The organism is Legionella sp. D16C41 (genome assembly GCF_048541585.1).
Taxonomy (GTDB): Bacteria; Pseudomonadota; Gammaproteobacteria; order Legionellales; family Legionellaceae; genus Legionella_C.
On sequence record NZ_CP183303.1, the window covers coordinates 1,827,750 to 1,844,670 of the forward strand.

The window sequence follows — 16,921 nt, forward strand, 5'->3', positions numbered from 1 at the left end:
CAAGATTTATTTACATAGCTCTTTTTATTATCTTTAAAGGTCATACAATGAAATTAGGTGCCTTTAGAATAAAAAATATTATTACTTATTGCTATTGCAAAGCTCTCTTTAAGTTTCTAATCGTAAATGAATTGCACAATAAAAAATTAAGTTTTTCACGCCTTAAATAGTAAGCTTAATTCTACTTTCTTTTGGATGATTTCTATGCTAAAGCTATTATAAACTCTTCATTACAAGGCAGTTTTAAGTGAGTTATGGAAAACATTTAAATAAATTTAGTAGCCTTTTTTTCTTTATGGGATTTGTAGCGGCTAAAATGCAATTTTTTTCTTTTTACCTTTTTTCAGTTGCTGCCAACATTTTCTCATTAACGTGTTATTTAATTGGCTATTTATTTTGGTTGGTTGCAAGTTTTCTTAATCAAAATACGGTTGAACATGATAATTCTTGGTATGGTTTGACCTCTTTTACCACTCAACATAAATATGCTGCGGCTTTAGGAATAGCTGCTACAGTTTGTTTTTTTATTGCAATTAATACCCCATTTGTAGCTATACCAGCAGTTTGGCTGTTTGCTGCAAGCAATATATTTTGGTGTATAGCAGAGTTTAATAAATGGAAACATCCTCCAGAAGATAAAGAGTATTCTTCTAATCGACAAACTAATTATTTGCAATATTCTCTACTTTCAACGGCAACTAGCCTTGTAACAGCCCTAGCAGTTACTTTTAGTATGATTTTTCCCTTATCTGGGTTTGCTATTTTAACTGGTGCTAGCATCATCAGTCTAATTATTAGCATTCAAACCTTAAATGCCTGGGCTAGCGTCAATCTTGCTAATGACAAACCAGACTATGTTTTAGCAGAGAGCTATCTGCAAATGTTTAAAAATTTATCTAATATCAAACCTGAAAACTTACCTAGCGCTAATTATGAAAAGATAAACAATGAAGAGTTAACTACTAAACCCCTATTTACTAAAGTGAATTATAATAATTTATCGCCTATTTCAGCAAATGAAGTTGATGTTAATATTGAAAATTCAACGACTTGTTCTTTATAAAAGAAAGCTAGGCTAGTTTGCAATTTCACTAATCCTAACCTATTGTTTAAAAGGGTAAGAAATTATGTAATTGTTCATATCACCAGGATTTAAGCATAATTTATGAACAGTTACGAAGCTATAACTAGGCTTCAATTGATATAATATTAACATTGGAGGTTATTATGATGCGATGGGCAAGAAACTCAATGCGTTTAGCATTAATAGCTTTTTTATGGAAAATGGTAAAACAAAAATCTTATAGTAAAAAACGAATGGACAATGATATTCATTAATATGAGATTGCTGTTATTATTGTAAAAATAAAATTTACAGTTCAGACATAATCATAATGACCCGCCTGTACCGAAATTGTTTATACAGGCGGCCTAACTAATACCCACCAAACATTACTACTTTTTTAAATAGAAATTTTCCATTTATTTTATATTTAAATTTTAGTGTCCAAACTCTTAACTTGATAAAATTTAACTCTAATATGGCAATTTAGATTAGATGCTGCCTAATAACATCTTTATCTTTTAATTCAGATTAAGCTTCTAAAGATCGCATTTATAACATAGTGACATTTACCAATCTTAGAAATCTACCTATTTTTAGTTAGTTATAAATATCTTTTTTCAACAGTCTATTCTGCACTCGCATCAATAAATAATACTCTGTAAAAATGCCTAAGAAAAATGTTAGGATAGAGCGCGATTTAGAAACCTTCGTTACTAAATCATAGTTTCGCGATGCATTCCTATAGATACTTCATCGCGAAAACAAGGAAAAATAAAAATAAGGAATTTTTTTATGAGTATTAAGTTTAATGTAAGATTATTTACATTTATTACTTTTTTATGTTGTCATTTTGTGCTGTATGGTGTGCGTCAAGCCCACCTCTCTTGCTTTCGGCAGTATCTGAAGCAGAGAAATTTAAAAATGACAGTTCTGCGCCTAACGACTCAATGAGTGTCGAAAATGCCGACAACATTGCTCCGCTTGGCACGGCTTATGGTTGGTCTAAGATGACGTCGTCAGTCGCAAATACAGGACGAGTTGCTCTACCCGGGCTCAATGACAATGATTTGACAACTGACATTGACATACAACCTAATGGTGACAAAATTGGCGCTTGGGAAGCAGCAGGTGTTATCTGGCCCAACGCTGTAAGTATCAATGCCGTGGATTTCATCAATGGTACGGTCACTAGGGATGGGGATGGATTTTTGACTGCCAATTGTACTTTGCAATTTTCAACTAATGGCACTACCTGGACTAACTCAGGTTGGACCATCAAACCAGCTTATCCAAATTCAGCTTCAGCCAGTGGCAAAACTTACAAATTTTCAGGCCCCACTGTTAATGGAATTCGCGGAGCTCGTGTGGTTGGACAAGTTCGCACAAAGGACACCTCTTATCATTGGATTGTGAAAGAGGTTCGGGTGACAGGAAATACTGGAACACTTCCTTCCTATACAATTACTGCAAGCGCTGGACCTAATGGTTCCATTAACCCACCAAGCGCGGTCGTTACTCAAGGAGCTAATCAATCTTTTAGCATTGTACCTTCTTCAGGATACACTGTAGCAGATGTAAAAGTAGATGGTGTGAGTGTGGGAGCAGTTAGCAGTTACACTTTCTCCAATGTTCAAGCTAATCATTCGATAAGTGCTACCTTTAAAGTTGGAACAGCTTGTACGTCTAAACCTGCTACCCCAACTGGCTTATCGTCGCCAAGTCAGACAAGTTCAAGTGTCAATCTATCCTGGAATGCAGTGAGCACGCCTAGTGGTTGTACAGTTACCTATAACGTTTACAATGGTGGCTCGCTTGTCGCAACAGTTTCTTCTAATAACGCAGTGATACATAATCTCTCTGCCAATACCTTGTATAGTTTTACCGTGGCCGCCACGAACAGTGTAGGTACGTCGGCTCAAAGTCCTGCACTTTCAGTCAAGACATTACCTTCTGGAAATTATACTCCTCAACAGATATTGTCAGCCGTCCTATCGCACATGACCTCGTCTGTTCAGGTAAATACCTTGCCTCACATTAACACCATGACACGAGCCATGAATGTAAACGTTTATCAAGTAAGCCCTGGTGTCTATGCTTATACGTCAGGCATGGCTATTGATACAGACGGTAGTGATCCTGATCCAGATCCTGACCATCAAGGTTCAACCACTTGGCAGGACAGTAATGGCGCTCAGTTAGGCGCGCATCATGTTCCCTTTTATGTGTTAGGTGATGATTGCTGGGATCGAACAAGAGGAAGCTCTATTGCCCAATGCCCGCATTTCTTTTATGCTGAGCATAATATTACCGGACTTCAGTTTGCCCTGATCTTTTATCAAGGTAATGTCATTGGCGCGGTATTCGGCGATACTCAAGGGACAGATACGACACCCACCTCAGATAATGATTCACGCGAACTTGGTGAGGCATCGGTTGAAGCAGCCAGCCTACTTGGCATTCCCAGCAGTGGAACTACTGGCGGTGTAGACAACGGTGTTACTGTCGTTATTTTCTCAGGTCCGGAATGGGTCGTACAAGGCACTAATAAGGGAACAGGACCCGTAGGTTCATCAACTGGCTCGCTAAATGGCAATGCGCAGGCATTAGTTCAAAAAGCGTTAAATACTTTAGGAGCCTCATTTGGGCTATAAAAATTTACCTGATAATAACTACACCTTCTCCCACTGGGAGAAGGTTTTTTATTAACCTTAAATTATATTTTACTTAAAGATTTACATTTGAAATAGCAGTAGCTATTTCAACAATTACGCCTTTAGAACCGATTAAGAAAACTCAATAATAAAAATCGCCTAGAATAGTACTTCTAATAATCAACTTTTAGATGCCAGGGTAATACTATAAGCTTTGCATCGCGGCCGCATTTTTTCCTATTTGGAAATTTTTATTTTTCCATATTAATAGGTTCTCAGAATAATAACAAACAGCATAAAATACACTCCCTATTATTATTAAATAAGCAAAAAATTATGTCTAAAGAATTTATTCAAGCTGCTCTAGAAGGTGATTTAGAAAAAATAAAGCAACTTATTTCTAATGTAGATATAAATTTTACTGAAGCATTTAAAATTGATTCTGCATTCGATTATTCTCGTCAAGTTACTGCTCTTTCAGCAGCTGTGGCTACGAATCATGTACAGGTGGTGGATTTTTTATTAAAAAAGGGGGCTAAAGTTGAGGGGCATGATACCGAAAGTTACTCATATGACGATTACCTAACTAATGCTATTTTTGCTTATTGCTTTAATCAAAATATAAAAAATAGAAACCTAGCTATTTTTAAACTACTTCTGACATATGCCATAAATATTAATCCTAAATTTCCCGCTAAGTATATAATTTCTTTTGAACAGCTTTTTAATATTCCAAATCGTAATTATTATGAGCAAAAATGCCTGGGAACTGATGCAAAAGCGTGCCTAGAGCTTCTATTCCATGAAGCAATAATCCGTAATGATCAAGCAATGCTTAAGGGGATTATAGAACTTCAAAGTAGTATTGATGTCACCGTATCCTCGTTGCAAAAATACTTAGAGAATCGTAAGCTTACGGAAAAGCAAGTTTTTTCAGTAATGAAAAGTGTTGAGTTTCTAATTTCTATAAACCATCTCTTGCCAAATGTAAGAAATGAGTTCAAAAGCTTATTTAATCAAGATATAACTTCCAATCTAGAGACCGCTCCTGAGCAAACGGATTCTAAGATAATACGCTTAGAACAAACGGTAAAAGAAATGAACAATAAAATAGATGAGCAATCAAAACAAATTCTAGAAATGAAAAAGTTAATTGACAATCTATGTAAACTACAGGAAATAGAAAATAATAAGAAAACGCAAAATTTTTTTAAACCTTAAGTGTGGCATCTGGAAGTTAATGAAGACAATGAGCTTTTCAGGATAAAAGCTCATCTTCGCCCTTGATTGCAAAAAGCCATATCATTAAAAAATCTGCGCTTTCTCCTTGTAATTGTAATAACGATGAGTTTAATTATGTTATTCGAAATGCGGAAAGGTTTTTACTATTTATTTCCTGCACTAGTTCACTAAGGTAGCTAATGTCTTTAGGAGCTTCATGCAATCCTATAAATAAAGCAATAAAATCCTTCCAATTTGGCTTAGCTCCCTTGGTACTAATCTGGAAAAGAGCTTGATGAAAATTTTTATCCGTAATTTCTTTTTCACAAAGAGAAAATCTTGAATCAAAGTTTGCAAAGGCATACTGGAGCTTAACCCAAAAATCTGGATGAATATCTTCAAGTTTTTCCATTATTTTCTTGTCAAAGTTATTGATACATGCTTGAAAAAAATCATTAGGAGGTAAAGAACGAGGTAAATTTTCCAAACTATTTTTTAGCTTAACCAACATCTTTTTTGTATCATATAACTCTGAATTATTCTTTGTGAAATAATTAGTTAAAAAACTCATGCCACTGTTGAAATGAGATAATTTTTTCTCTAGAGACTCCATTTCTTCATCAATCTTAGAAGACCAATACTCACAAAAATAATTAAATAAATAAGGTTTAATTGCTTTATAAGTCATGTTTAAATCATTCCAGCTGACATCACTACCATGCTTAGGAATATTAAATATTTCAGTTGGCATAAATAATGATGACTCATCAAAATCATAAATAGGGCTATTGGCTTCAGGAATGAATTCAAGTAACCGCATTAACCGCTCTATCAAGTTGCCTAATGCTGCAGGTCCAGATGTCTTTAAAGTAGTAAGGTGCCTCGTATCTCCGCCTGCTAATAGAGAGGGGCTTCTTAGATTTTTATTTCTATGGGCATCTAACAAACGCTTATTCTGATATAAAAATTGATAGTTATTGATTATTTGCTGACGATATTCGGAAACAATAGTACCTTTAGAAACACTTGCCATCAAATCATTATTTACTCCACTATGCCCGCAATCATGAAAGGCAAAACCAAATTTTAGATTAAAATCTACAGGAATAGGTGCATTAGAAAACAGGTCATTGGCATCAATATAGATTCCACCTTGCTTATATAAAATCTCTGTTCTTAAGATATCAGAAGCAGCAGCTAAATTGCGAAATTCACCCATTGTTTCATCATCATAAAATCGCCTGGCAGGCATGTCTAAATAAAGCGCTTGTTCTCCTATTAAATTATCTTTACTGGCTTTTGCTGGTAAGGAAATATCACAAATGGTAATTTTATTTTCTTTTGCCCACTTTAAAAGATCAGGAAGCCCACCTACCTTTTCTTGTTCTGTATAAGTACTTGAATCAATCCAAAGTTTTACAGCAAAATTCGGATTTGTTAACTTCCAACAGTTAACATTATCTAAAACACTAACTGGGGGTAACTTACCCAACCATACTGCATGAATTGTATTAGGAATAAATAAAGGGGATGGCTGCATTTACAAACTTGCTTACTTCTTTTATAACAAATTTTGGAAATAAAGAACAAAAATTATCTAGCTATTAAATCAGAAAATCTTGATCTTTGCCAGTTAAAATCAATCAAGCGTCAAAGATATATTTTAGTCGAAAACTAGCTTAAATTAGTTTCACTCCATGATTTTCATACTAAAATATATTAAAAAGTAACTGGCACCTAAAAGGATATTAGGGTGAAAACAACTCGACTGGAAGCGTTTAGTGATGGCGTGTTAGCGATTATCATTACCATTATGGTGTTGGAAATTAAAATTCCACATGGCGATCGTTTTTTAGATCTTATACCTTTAGTACCAATTTTTCTAAGTTATCTTTTAAGCTTTATTTACATTGGTATTTATTGGAATAATCATCATCATTTATTTAGTGCGGCTCAAAGTGTTTCAGGTAACGTACTTTGGGCTAATTTAAATTTATTATTTTGGATTTCATTATTACCCTTTGCTACCGGATGGATGGGAGAAAACCATTTTACGGCTACACCAACTGCTCTGTATGGCCTAGTACTTTTGCTTGCAGCTATTGCTTATTTTATTCTTGTACATGCACTCATTAAGCATGAAGGCGAAAAATCTTTGGTAGGAAAAGCGATTGGCAAGGATTTTAAAGGCAAAATTTCAATTATTTTATATGCTCTTGCCATTCTTATTGCCTATGTTTTTACAGAGATTGCTCAATTAATTTATGTCATCGTCGCAATAATGTGGTTTATTCCTGACAAGCGAATTGAAGATTTAATGAAATAAGAATTTTTTGACTAAAAGTATCATAAAAATTTTGTTACTTTTGCTTCATGCTAGAGATTCAATCCAGATAAATCATCGCGTAACAATCAGGCAAGTACCAAGAATTATAACTAAAAAACAATATTTTGTTGTACGCGTAAGATAGCCAAAGCAAATCAATGTAACCTCCAAAAAAATTAGAAGGTTAAATTTTTATTAGACTTCAAAAATCTATTTTTACATTGAAAAAATTTTTTCCTCTTTAGGTAAGTAATCTGTATCTATTTTGACCAGCTTTCTATCAAATAATAATAGCTGATATTTTTTCTGTGACTTAGTCTCATTATTAATAAATAAATTATTTTCATTTTGTTTAATAAATTTTTGTACTTCTTTTTTATTAAGCTTAAACGAATTAGAAGAATATAAATAAGGATTAAGATAATTATTTTCCATTTTCTTGGATTGCTCAAATAATTGAAATAATTGCTCAAATCCCGGTAAATATTTTTTCTTATCGCATTCATCTAATATTGCATTTAACAAAATGGGTGAAGAAAGGTGTGGCGGCTTCTCAGAGTTAAATGACTTATGAATACTTTGACCATTGACAATCATTTTTACCTCAAAATCCCAATATTGCAGTAGATATCGATTGCGAAAAGAAATATTGATTTTTTTTTCATCTATAACTTTTAAAATCATTTGCGCAATACTTTGCTCATTACTTTGATGATATAAATTATAAAGACTCATTTTAAAAGCCGGATATACTATTGGATTATCTTTATTATCCCTGTCAATTGATTTACCATCTTGTATTTTACAACTGCTTGATAAAACACCTCTGACTTGCTCTAACTTATCAGTATCACCTAAAAACTCAATTTCTAAATCAGTTATATTGCGAATAATAAATTTTAATGTCATAAATTTTATCCATAAAAGGTGTATCTAGTTTTACTTTTACTATTTATATATCCTTAGTAGAGCTCTTTAGCAATACGTATAAGCAATTTAAATTAAATGAAGTTACCGCTTAGCGCTTAATATCAATTATTAATCTGTACACCACGATATAATCCCTTACAGTATTTGGTATACCAAACACCTTGCGTTATGCCATATTCACTTTTTTTGAAAAGAAAATAATAAATAGTTTCTTGCCAAGTTTTATTGTTTTGTTTGCCGCTAGCTAAAAAGCTGCCATGAATAAGATAAATATCCTTCACTTTATCAACGATAAACCGCGCTTGCGATAATTTTATTTTTTTATCAGTATAAATAGGATGTGTGAGTGCCTCTTTAACTACATGAATGAATGTACCTGGATTATGGTTATTACAATATTGTTGACTTACTCCCTTTTTAATCGGTACTGGAGCATAATAGGCTCCTTTCCATACTACAGAATTAGAGTTTGCTAATAATGAACTGCTATAACACAATAAAAATAAACCAAACTTCTTCATATAAATCTCATATAAACATGTATCGTAACTAAAAATAATTAAAGTAAGTCTTTAGGAGTCTATTTCTCATAAGAGGTAATTACCTAGTTTATTATATAAACAGATTAAAAAATAGTTTGGATAGAATTCTAAGCTATAAATAAATATTTCAAAAATATAAAACACCCTAGAATTTCAAAACTTGCTTTAAGTGATTAATAGGTATGTAATTCCATTATATAGTTAAGTACTTTACATACTTTAAGTCAGTTAAGGGCGCTTATGCAGCTTATAGAATTATTCTTACCAATTTATGATAATAAAAATAAAAAATTTCCTAATGAACTATTTAAGCAAACCTATGACGAATTAATTGATAAGTTTGGTGGCTTAACTGCTTATACGAGGGCCCCTATGCAAGGATTTTGGCAAAAAGAAAATGACCAAATTGTACAGGATGAATTAATTATTTATGAAATTATGGATAAGCATTTTTCTTCTAATTGGTGGCGTAATTATCGTGCTTGTTTAGAAAAACGATTTCAGCAGGAAAAGTTGATTATTCGTACCTATCCAATTGAATTATTATAAATAGAATATAAATAACATTAGGTAATGCTGAAAAAGTCTATAATTACCTAGATTTAAGAATAATTAAAATTTATTTTCCGTAAAGAACAATTATCTATCAGGCACACTTTTCGGCGCTAAGTCTTCTTCCTCTTCAGTAGAATTATCTGCATCATCAGCTACGTCATCAGTACTAGTCTTAATGCTTTTTATTAAATGTTCTTCGTCAGAAGAAATATCAGTATCGTCAGGCATAGTTTGTCCTGTTAATGCTTCCTCTTGGATAGGATCATCACTATCATAAGTTATTAATTTTTGTGATAATTCTTCTAGTCTCCGTTTCTTTTTAAAAAAATCACCTTCAAAAGTTTGATGTAAATTACTTAAAGTCAGAACTTGACGAGGAAATCCTGCAGAAAAAATAGTGACTTTGTGAGTTGTATGATCAAAGATAATGTCTTTAGATTTCAAACTATCATCTAACTCAAGCTCTTGATAATTATCGCAATAGCTAGCAACAATTTTTACTTCTAGAGATAATAAATATTTTTTTATTTCATTGAAAAAACTTTTATCACCACCAACTATAATTGCTTCATAACATGTTATTGATAGCCCCTTGCTCGCTAAAAACTCCAATATTTCTTTAAAATCATCTTTAAATAAATTTCTTTCTATCGAATTTATTGAATAATTCACACTATTAAAATGTCCAAAAAAATAATTTGGATTAGATTTTGAATAGAGAATAAAAACACAACAAGTACATATCTCTGTAGTTTCTGCACTAATACCTTTTAAAATCTTGTATTCTGGGTAACCAACTGTTTGTATCTCTTTAAAATTTTCTAGCATTAGTTGATGCTTCTCAGACGCTTGCGCCTTTAACTTCTTCATTTGCAGCCTTGGGCTAAAAGGAAGCTGAATTTTACTTTCCATTATTTTGCCATTTCATCAGGTTATATTGTTCTTATTTTAGAATATAAAAATTAAGGTTCTATTAAATAGGATGTTACTAATAAAATTATGCTTTGTACTTAGCAAAAAATTGCAAATTGTTGAAAACTATCTTTCCCTAAGCCAAATTGTCATAGCTTATTCACATTTTCTAATGATTTAACGAACGCGCTTAATCTTGCGGGAATAAGTCACTGTAATTGTGAAGGTAAAAAAATATTTCTTTGCTCGATACAAAAACTCTAAGTTGGAAATACCTATTTTGAGTTGATATTTGTATAGTAATTTACTTGCTTATATTGGTAATGTGCTAAAATTAATGTTGACTTCCTAGGCACTTTATACAAAGTAAGTTTTAATCTATTTAGGCCTGAATTACAGAAGCAATTAGCCCTTTTCCCTAAATACTACACAGAGTTATCCACAGAAATTGTGAGTAAATAGTCATTATTGCAGATAGCATTAATTAATTATTAATTTAATGCTTGTATCTTTGACAAAAGTCCATACACCCCTTCACTGTTCTATAATTAACAATTTATATCTTATGAAATTAAATAATGGCTCTTATTACACATGTGAAAAGTATGTCGGCTACTAATTTTTAGTTAAATAATGCTAATTTTTTTTAGTACAGGCGCTGTAAATCACTATAAAAATTTTACGGCGTAATAATAATTAAATTTTTAATAACTTTTTGATTTTATTAGAGAAGGATAGCTAAATGAAGTTAGAGGCGTTTTTAAGCCAGCGACGCCTACCCATTGGCGCTGAAGTTGTTAATAATGGGGTACATTTCCGCGTGTGGGCCCCTAAAAGGAAAAAAATAAAACTCATTTTAAACCATGACCAAAGCGCTTCGCTAGTTTTACAAGCAGAAGGCAATGGCTATTTTTCTACTTTTGTTCCTAATGCTAAAGCTGGTGATCAGTATAGCTTTCAATTAGATAATAACAAAATACTCTACCCCGATCCTGCCTCCCGTTATCAACCGCAAGGACCTCATCAATCTTCTGAGGTCATTGATAATAAATCCTTCCAGTGGAGCGATCATAACTGGAAAGGCATCCAGAAAGAAGAAGCTATTATTTATGAAATGCATATAGGCACATTTACGCAGGAAGGAAATTGGCGAAGTGCTGCTAAGCAGTTAGATTATTTAGCTGAATTAGGCATTACAGTTATTGAGATGATGCCCCTTGCCGAATTTGCTGGCGAGTTTGGTTGGGGCTATGATGGCGTAGATTTATTTGCCCCTATGCATGTTTATGGTAGACCAGAAGACTTATGTCATTTTATCAATCGTGCACATGAATTAAATATTGCTGTTATTTTAGATGTTGTTTACAACCACTTAGGACCAGATGGTAACTACTTAAAGTTATTTTCAGATAATTACTTTTCTAAAAAGCATACTACCGATTGGGGAGATGCTATTAATTTTGACGATAATGCGGCTGAAGTGAGAGAATATTTTTTAGCCAATGCAAAATACTGGATAGATGAATATCATTTTGATGGTTTAAGAATAGATGCTTCACAAAATATTTATGATGATTCTAAACCACATATCTTGCAAGAAATAAGTGAAACTATTCGCCGTCAAGCGCCACACCGCATTATTTATCTTATTGCTGAAAATGAACCACAAGATACTAACTATTTAAAACCTATTAATGAAGATGGGTTTGGATTTGACGCACTTTGGAATGATGACTTTCATCACTCCGCGCAAGTACTGATGACTGGTAAACGCGAAGCTTATTACACTGACTATAAGGGCTGCCCTCAGGAATTTGTTTCTGTCAGCAAATATGGCTTTTTATATCAGGGACAATGGTATAAATGGCAGAAAAAACCGCGTGGAAAAAATACATTCGGTTTAGCGCCAACGTGTTTTATTAATTTTCTAGAAAATCATGATCAAATTGCAAATTCTGTTTACGGCGAGCGAATCCACACGAGAGCCAACCCAGGTATGTTACGTGCCATGACTGCTTTCTTATTTCTAGCTCCCCAAACTCCTTTACTATTTCAAGGGCAAGAATTTGCAACTTCAAGTCCTTTTAATTATTTTGCTGATCATAAGCCTGAAATAGCAAAACAAGTTTATTTAGGACGCCTTGAATTTTTTAAGCAATTTCCTAGTGTACGTACTCCTAAAGTACGAGCAGCCCTACCTAATCCAATTGAGAAAGAAACCTTTATTAAAAGTAAACTAAATTTAGCAGAGAGAAACCAGGAAATAAATCATACATGGTACCTGTTACATAAAGATTTAATTGCTTTAAGAAAAAAAGATTTAGTCTTTAAGGGCCGTACACCTAAACTTATAGAGGGGGCAGTTTTATCACATCAAGCTTTTCTTATTCGCTTTTTTAGTGAATATGGTGAACGATTAATGCTAATAAATTTAGGCTCGGATTTAGATCTAGATCCCGCACCAGAACCTTTATTAGCGCCTTACCCTAATCAGGTTTGGGAGCTATATTGGTCGAGTGAAGATCCTAAATACGGTGGGCGAGGAACTATTCCACCGACTAATAAAGGTAATTGGTATATACCTAGTTATTGCGCCCTCGTTTTACATCTCAAAGAGTTAACATGAAGCGAATTATTAGACATCATCATATTGCTAAGTACAAAGAAAAAGATAGCACCATAGGTAATGCTGCCGCCAATTTATTACGTGGTGAATGGTTAATCACCAATGGCTTAGGTGGATACGCTTCTAACTCGGTAGCTGGCATAACTACGCGTAAATACCATGGCTATTTAGTAGCAGCTCTACCACCCCCCTATGGCCGTACAATCATGCTTAATCATCTTCATGAAGAAGTTATTACAGACCAACAAGAAACATTTTTAATTAGTTGTCATGAGCAAAGTGACGGTAATATTTCTTTAGCTGGCATGAAATACTTACAAGAATTTTATTTAGATTATGGTTTACCTGTTTGGCGCTACAATATTGATGGCCTTATTATTGAAAAAAGAATTATTCTTATTCATCGACAAAATACAGTGCAAATTACCTATAAGCTTATTAAAGGTGCCGATAAAGTTTTTTTAAACATTCAGCCTTCTTTTAATTTTCGATCACATGATGCGCCTCTAAGCCAACATAATCAAAACCCCTATCAGATTTTAGCTACTGAAAATCGTTACGAAGTTACGCTTGATAATTACCCACCTATAAGGCTTTTTTTACATGGTCAAAATATTAAATTTATTCTACAAGGAAATACTATCCCGGATACCTATTATAGGATGGAGAAAAATCGTGGATATGAAGCTTTAGGAAAACTTTGGACACCTGGCTATTTTCATTTAGATTTATCGCAAAGTAGCTGTGCTACCTTTGTTGCTTCAACAGAAAATTGGGAAATCATTTCTGCACTTAAACCTGAAGCTGCTCAAAATGCTGAATACCAACGTCGCCAATATCTCCTTTCTATAGCGTCTCCTGCGGCAAAAAAAGGTATGGGAGCAGAACTTGTACTTGCCGCTGATAAATTTATTATTACACCACAAAGCCGTATAGAAGATGCTATTTTAGCCCAAGCAGAAGGTAATGAGGTATATACTATTATTGCGGGATATCATTGGTTTACCGACTGGGGGCGCGATACCATGATTTCCCTAGAGGGGTTAACACTTTGCACTGGTCGCTATAAAGAAGCATTATGGATTTTAAAAACGTTTACTCATTATGTAAAAGATGGCCTCATACCTAATATGTTCCCCGAGAGAGAGCATGAAGGGTTGTATCATACTGCTGATGCAACATTATGGTTTTTCCATGCCCTTGATCGATACTTAGCTATTACTAATAATTATTCGGAGTTACCTTATTTTTTACCTACTTTAAAGTGTATTGTTCAATTTTATGAGCAAGGAACACGTTTTAATATTGGTATGGATCCTAATGATGGGCTCATTAAGCAAGGTCAAGAAGGTTTTCAATTAACCTGGATGGATGCTAAAGTTGGAGATTGGGTAGTAACCCCCAGGCGAGGAAAAACAGTTGAAATTAATGCCTTATGGTTTAATGCTTTAAAGTTAATGGCAGAATGGACTAAAGCAGACGATAAAGAAGTCAAGGAGTATTACAATAGATTGGCGTTAAAAGTTTATCATTCTTTTAATGAAAAGTTCTGGCTTGCTGACCAACATTATCTTTACGATGTTATAGAAGGTGAAAAAGGTAACGATGCAGCATTAAGACCTAATCAACTTTTTGCAATATCTTTAAAATATCCTGTTTTAGAAAAAAAACGCTGGAATGAAGTAATCGATATTTGTGAAAGAGAATTATTAACACCTTTTGGATTACGCTCACTAGCACCTAACCATCCGGATTATAAACCTCGTTATGATGGTGATTTAAGAGCACGTGATGCTGCTTATCACCAGGGAACCGTTTGGGCATGGCTAATCGGACCCTTTATTGATGCTTGGCTTAAAGCCTATCCCAATCAAAAAACGAAAGCGCGCCAATTTTTAGCAGGCTTTGAACATCATTTAGAAGACTCTGGCGTAGGCTCGATTAGTGAAGTGTTTGATGCGCTAGAGCCCTATACGCCACGAGGCTGTGTAGCACAGGCTTGGAGCGTGGCAGAAGTCTTAAGGGCTTGGATAAAAACAGCCCCTCTTACCAAGATAAAATAAAATAGCAGTATCTACTAAGCTCTATAGCTCAATACTAGCTGCTTAGCCTTCAGTAACCAAGTGACAAAAATTTGGTTATTTTTATAAGAGCTAAGTTTAATATTTAAACTTTGAATACGATAAGGTGCATGATTATCATCAGCAGTCAGTTTAATAAGTAGAACAGAAAAATCTATATTCAAACCTAATTCAGGAACATAAATTTGTTGGTTAATACGCCAGCAAAAATTGTTTCCACAGTAACCGGTATAAACTATTTTAGGAGCTGTTAATGGCTTAGGATGTAAGGTAATCTTTTTTTCTTTAATTTCGTTAATTTTGTCTTGAAAAAAACTACGCATCATAAACCAGGCAGCTGGATAATAATTTTTACTAACTTCGTTAACATCAGCAGTACTATCATCATAACTTGCCGATAAAGTAGTTAGTAATACCTGCTGCGTCCAACTTGCAACATCTTGCTCTTTTCTATCCTCAGCACGTACAAATAAGGAGATTAAAAAAGAACAAAGTATAATAAGCCACAACAAATAACCTTTTTTCATCTTGAAGTCCTTTCCTCAATGAAAACTAATTTAAGTTGCATTATTTGAAGACTTTACCTAACTATTATAAACTTGGCACAAAAATAGATGATGTGCAAATTAATGATTTCTCTTTAATATTTAATAAATAACATGCCTAATAACCCTCCTCGATTATTATCTTTAGATGTGTTTCGCGGGATTATTGTTGCCATGATGATTATAGTTAATAGTCCCGGCAAATATCCCACCTACTCTTGGCTTGCCCATTCTTCTTGGAATGGTTGTACGCTTGCAGACTTAATTTTTCCATGGTTTATTTTTATTGCAGGCGTATCTTGTGTATTTCAACTTTCTTCATTAAAAGAACAATTACCCTTTAATGTTTTAGTCATCAAAATTATTAAACGCAGTATTATAATTTTTGCAATTGGTTTGCTATTAAATGCTTTCCCCTATCATTTTGATTTAAACTCGTTGCGCTTTTACGGGGTGCTACAACGGATAGCTATTTGTTATTTTTTTGCTGCTATATTATTTTTAACAACAAAAGTATATACGCAATTTTTTATTTTTATTTTATTACTAGTCAGTTATTGGCTTATTAACCTTGTTTTACCGGGTTACACAGGCGATAGCTTAACACCTGAGTTTAATATTCCAGCTTTAATAGATAGAGCTTTATTCTCGGAAGCTCATTTATATGGAAAATACTATGATCCTGAGGGTTTATTAAGCACTATATCTTCATTGGCTACGGTCTTACTCGGTAATCTTGCTGGTTATTGGCTAGTAGGAGCGTATCAGAAAAATTTAAAGCTTTTAGGTCTAATAACAGCGGGGTTTCTTGGAATACTTTTAGGTTGGCTATGGAGTTTCTGGTTTCCCATTAATAAATCGTTATGGACGAGTTCTTATGTATTGTGGACCGGAGGCTTGGGGCTATTTGCTTTCGCAATTTGTTATTGGTTCCTTGAAATAAAACAGTGGCAAAAATGGATTTATCCTTTCAAGGTTTTTGGCTTAAATGCTTTATTTGCCTATACTTTGCATATTTTTCTGTTAAAGATTCAAATTGTTATTTCTATTCCTCATAACGGCAAAACAAGTAATTTAAAAACATTTTTAACAGAAAATTTGTTTAGTTACTCTTCAGCAGAGAATGCCTCATTAAGTTATGCCATAATTTATACGATAGTTTGTTTAATACTAACTATTATTACGCAAAAACTTAGTTTTTTTAAATTAAAAAGTCAGAGATACTTAAAAAATTAAAGAACCTAGTCTCGGCCTTAGCCTAATAGCACTAGCTTAAAAAAACGGTCATATCCGCACAGGTTAAAATTTATCTTACAGGCACTGTAGTTAAATAGAAATGGATTCCCGCCTACGCGGGAATGACAAGTTATTTTTCAAAATAGTGCTAACTTAAAACACTGTCATTTCCGCGCAGGCGGAAATCTATCCCCATATTGGCACTGTGCCTGGAGAATAATAAATTCTTA

Annotated in this window: 13 protein-coding genes; 8 read left to right on the forward strand and 5 right to left on the reverse strand. The window is 33.6% G+C overall.

What is annotated here, in order from left to right; translation table 11 throughout:
- Positions 1-247: 247 nt before the first annotated feature.
- From ACNVED_RS07995 to ACNVED_RS08005, 3 genes are all read left to right on the forward strand, one after another.
- Positions 248-1,063: a hypothetical protein gene (locus ACNVED_RS07995; protein WP_419418498.1), complete on the forward strand. Its 816-nt coding sequence runs from the start codon at positions 248-250 to the stop codon at positions 1,061-1,063.
- Between the two features lie 842 nt (positions 1,064-1,905).
- Complete coding sequence (locus tag ACNVED_RS08000) at positions 1,906-3,717, forward strand: glycoside hydrolase family 75 protein (RefSeq protein WP_419418499.1); 1,812 nt, start codon at positions 1,906-1,908, stop codon at positions 3,715-3,717.
- Between the two features lie 336 nt (positions 3,718-4,053).
- Positions 4,054-4,938, forward strand: a complete 885-nt coding sequence (locus ACNVED_RS08005) for an ankyrin repeat domain-containing protein (RefSeq protein ID WP_419418500.1) — start codon at positions 4,054-4,056, stop codon at positions 4,936-4,938.
- 133 nt (positions 4,939-5,071) lie between these two features.
- On the opposite strand, the gene ACNVED_RS08010 is transcribed toward ACNVED_RS08005, so the two are convergent.
- Positions 5,072-6,478, reverse strand: a complete 1,407-nt coding sequence (locus ACNVED_RS08010; RefSeq protein WP_419418501.1) for a TcdA/TcdB catalytic glycosyltransferase domain-containing protein — start codon at positions 6,476-6,478, stop codon at positions 5,072-5,074.
- A gap of 213 nt (positions 6,479-6,691) precedes the next feature.
- On the opposite strand from ACNVED_RS08010, the gene ACNVED_RS08015 reads away from it, so the two are divergent.
- The gene (locus ACNVED_RS08015; RefSeq protein WP_419418502.1) at positions 6,692-7,264 is read left to right on the forward strand and encodes a TMEM175 family protein; all 573 of its coding nucleotides are present in this window, start codon (positions 6,692-6,694) and stop codon (positions 7,262-7,264) included.
- A gap of 216 nt (positions 7,265-7,480) precedes the next feature.
- On the opposite strand, the gene ACNVED_RS08020 is transcribed toward ACNVED_RS08015, so the two are convergent.
- Together ACNVED_RS08020 and ACNVED_RS08025 are read right to left on the reverse strand one after the other, a co-directional pair.
- A complete protein-coding gene (locus ACNVED_RS08020; RefSeq protein WP_419418503.1) occupies positions 7,481-8,173 on the reverse strand; it encodes a hypothetical protein in 693 nt (230 codons plus the stop codon).
- Between the two features lie 122 nt (positions 8,174-8,295).
- Complete coding sequence (locus tag ACNVED_RS08025) at positions 8,296-8,715, reverse strand: hypothetical protein (protein WP_419418504.1); 420 nt, start codon at positions 8,713-8,715, stop codon at positions 8,296-8,298.
- A gap of 261 nt (positions 8,716-8,976) precedes the next feature.
- Between ACNVED_RS08025 and ACNVED_RS08030 the strand changes: the two genes are divergently transcribed.
- Entirely contained in the window at positions 8,977-9,285 is a 309-nt protein-coding gene (locus ACNVED_RS08030; protein ID WP_419418505.1) for a hypothetical protein, read from the forward strand.
- Between the two features lie 90 nt (positions 9,286-9,375).
- On the opposite strand, the gene ACNVED_RS08035 is transcribed toward ACNVED_RS08030, so the two are convergent.
- The gene (locus ACNVED_RS08035) at positions 9,376-10,203 is read right to left on the reverse strand and encodes a hypothetical protein (protein WP_419418506.1); all 828 of its coding nucleotides are present in this window, start codon (positions 10,201-10,203) and stop codon (positions 9,376-9,378) included.
- A 742-nt stretch (positions 10,204-10,945) separates the two neighbouring features.
- Here ACNVED_RS08035 and treZ point away from each other — a divergent pair.
- A complete protein-coding gene (treZ, locus tag ACNVED_RS08040) occupies positions 10,946-12,829 on the forward strand; it encodes a malto-oligosyltrehalose trehalohydrolase (RefSeq protein ID WP_419418507.1) in 1,884 nt (627 codons plus the stop codon).
- Positions 12,826-14,892, forward strand: coding sequence for an amylo-alpha-1,6-glucosidase (locus ACNVED_RS08045; protein WP_419418508.1), 2,067 nt, complete (start codon positions 12,826-12,828; stop codon positions 14,890-14,892). Before treZ ends, ACNVED_RS08045 begins: the two co-directional genes overlap by 4 nt.
- Before the next feature lie 14 nt (positions 14,893-14,906).
- On the opposite strand, the gene ACNVED_RS08050 is transcribed toward ACNVED_RS08045, so the two are convergent.
- Complete coding sequence (locus tag ACNVED_RS08050) at positions 14,907-15,437, reverse strand: hypothetical protein (protein ID WP_419418509.1); 531 nt, start codon at positions 15,435-15,437, stop codon at positions 14,907-14,909.
- A gap of 132 nt (positions 15,438-15,569) precedes the next feature.
- Here ACNVED_RS08050 and ACNVED_RS08055 point away from each other — a divergent pair, with 132 nt between their 5' ends.
- A complete protein-coding gene (locus ACNVED_RS08055) occupies positions 15,570-16,691 on the forward strand; it encodes an acyltransferase family protein (RefSeq protein WP_419418510.1) in 1,122 nt (373 codons plus the stop codon).
- Positions 16,692-16,921: the final 230 nt, after the last annotated feature.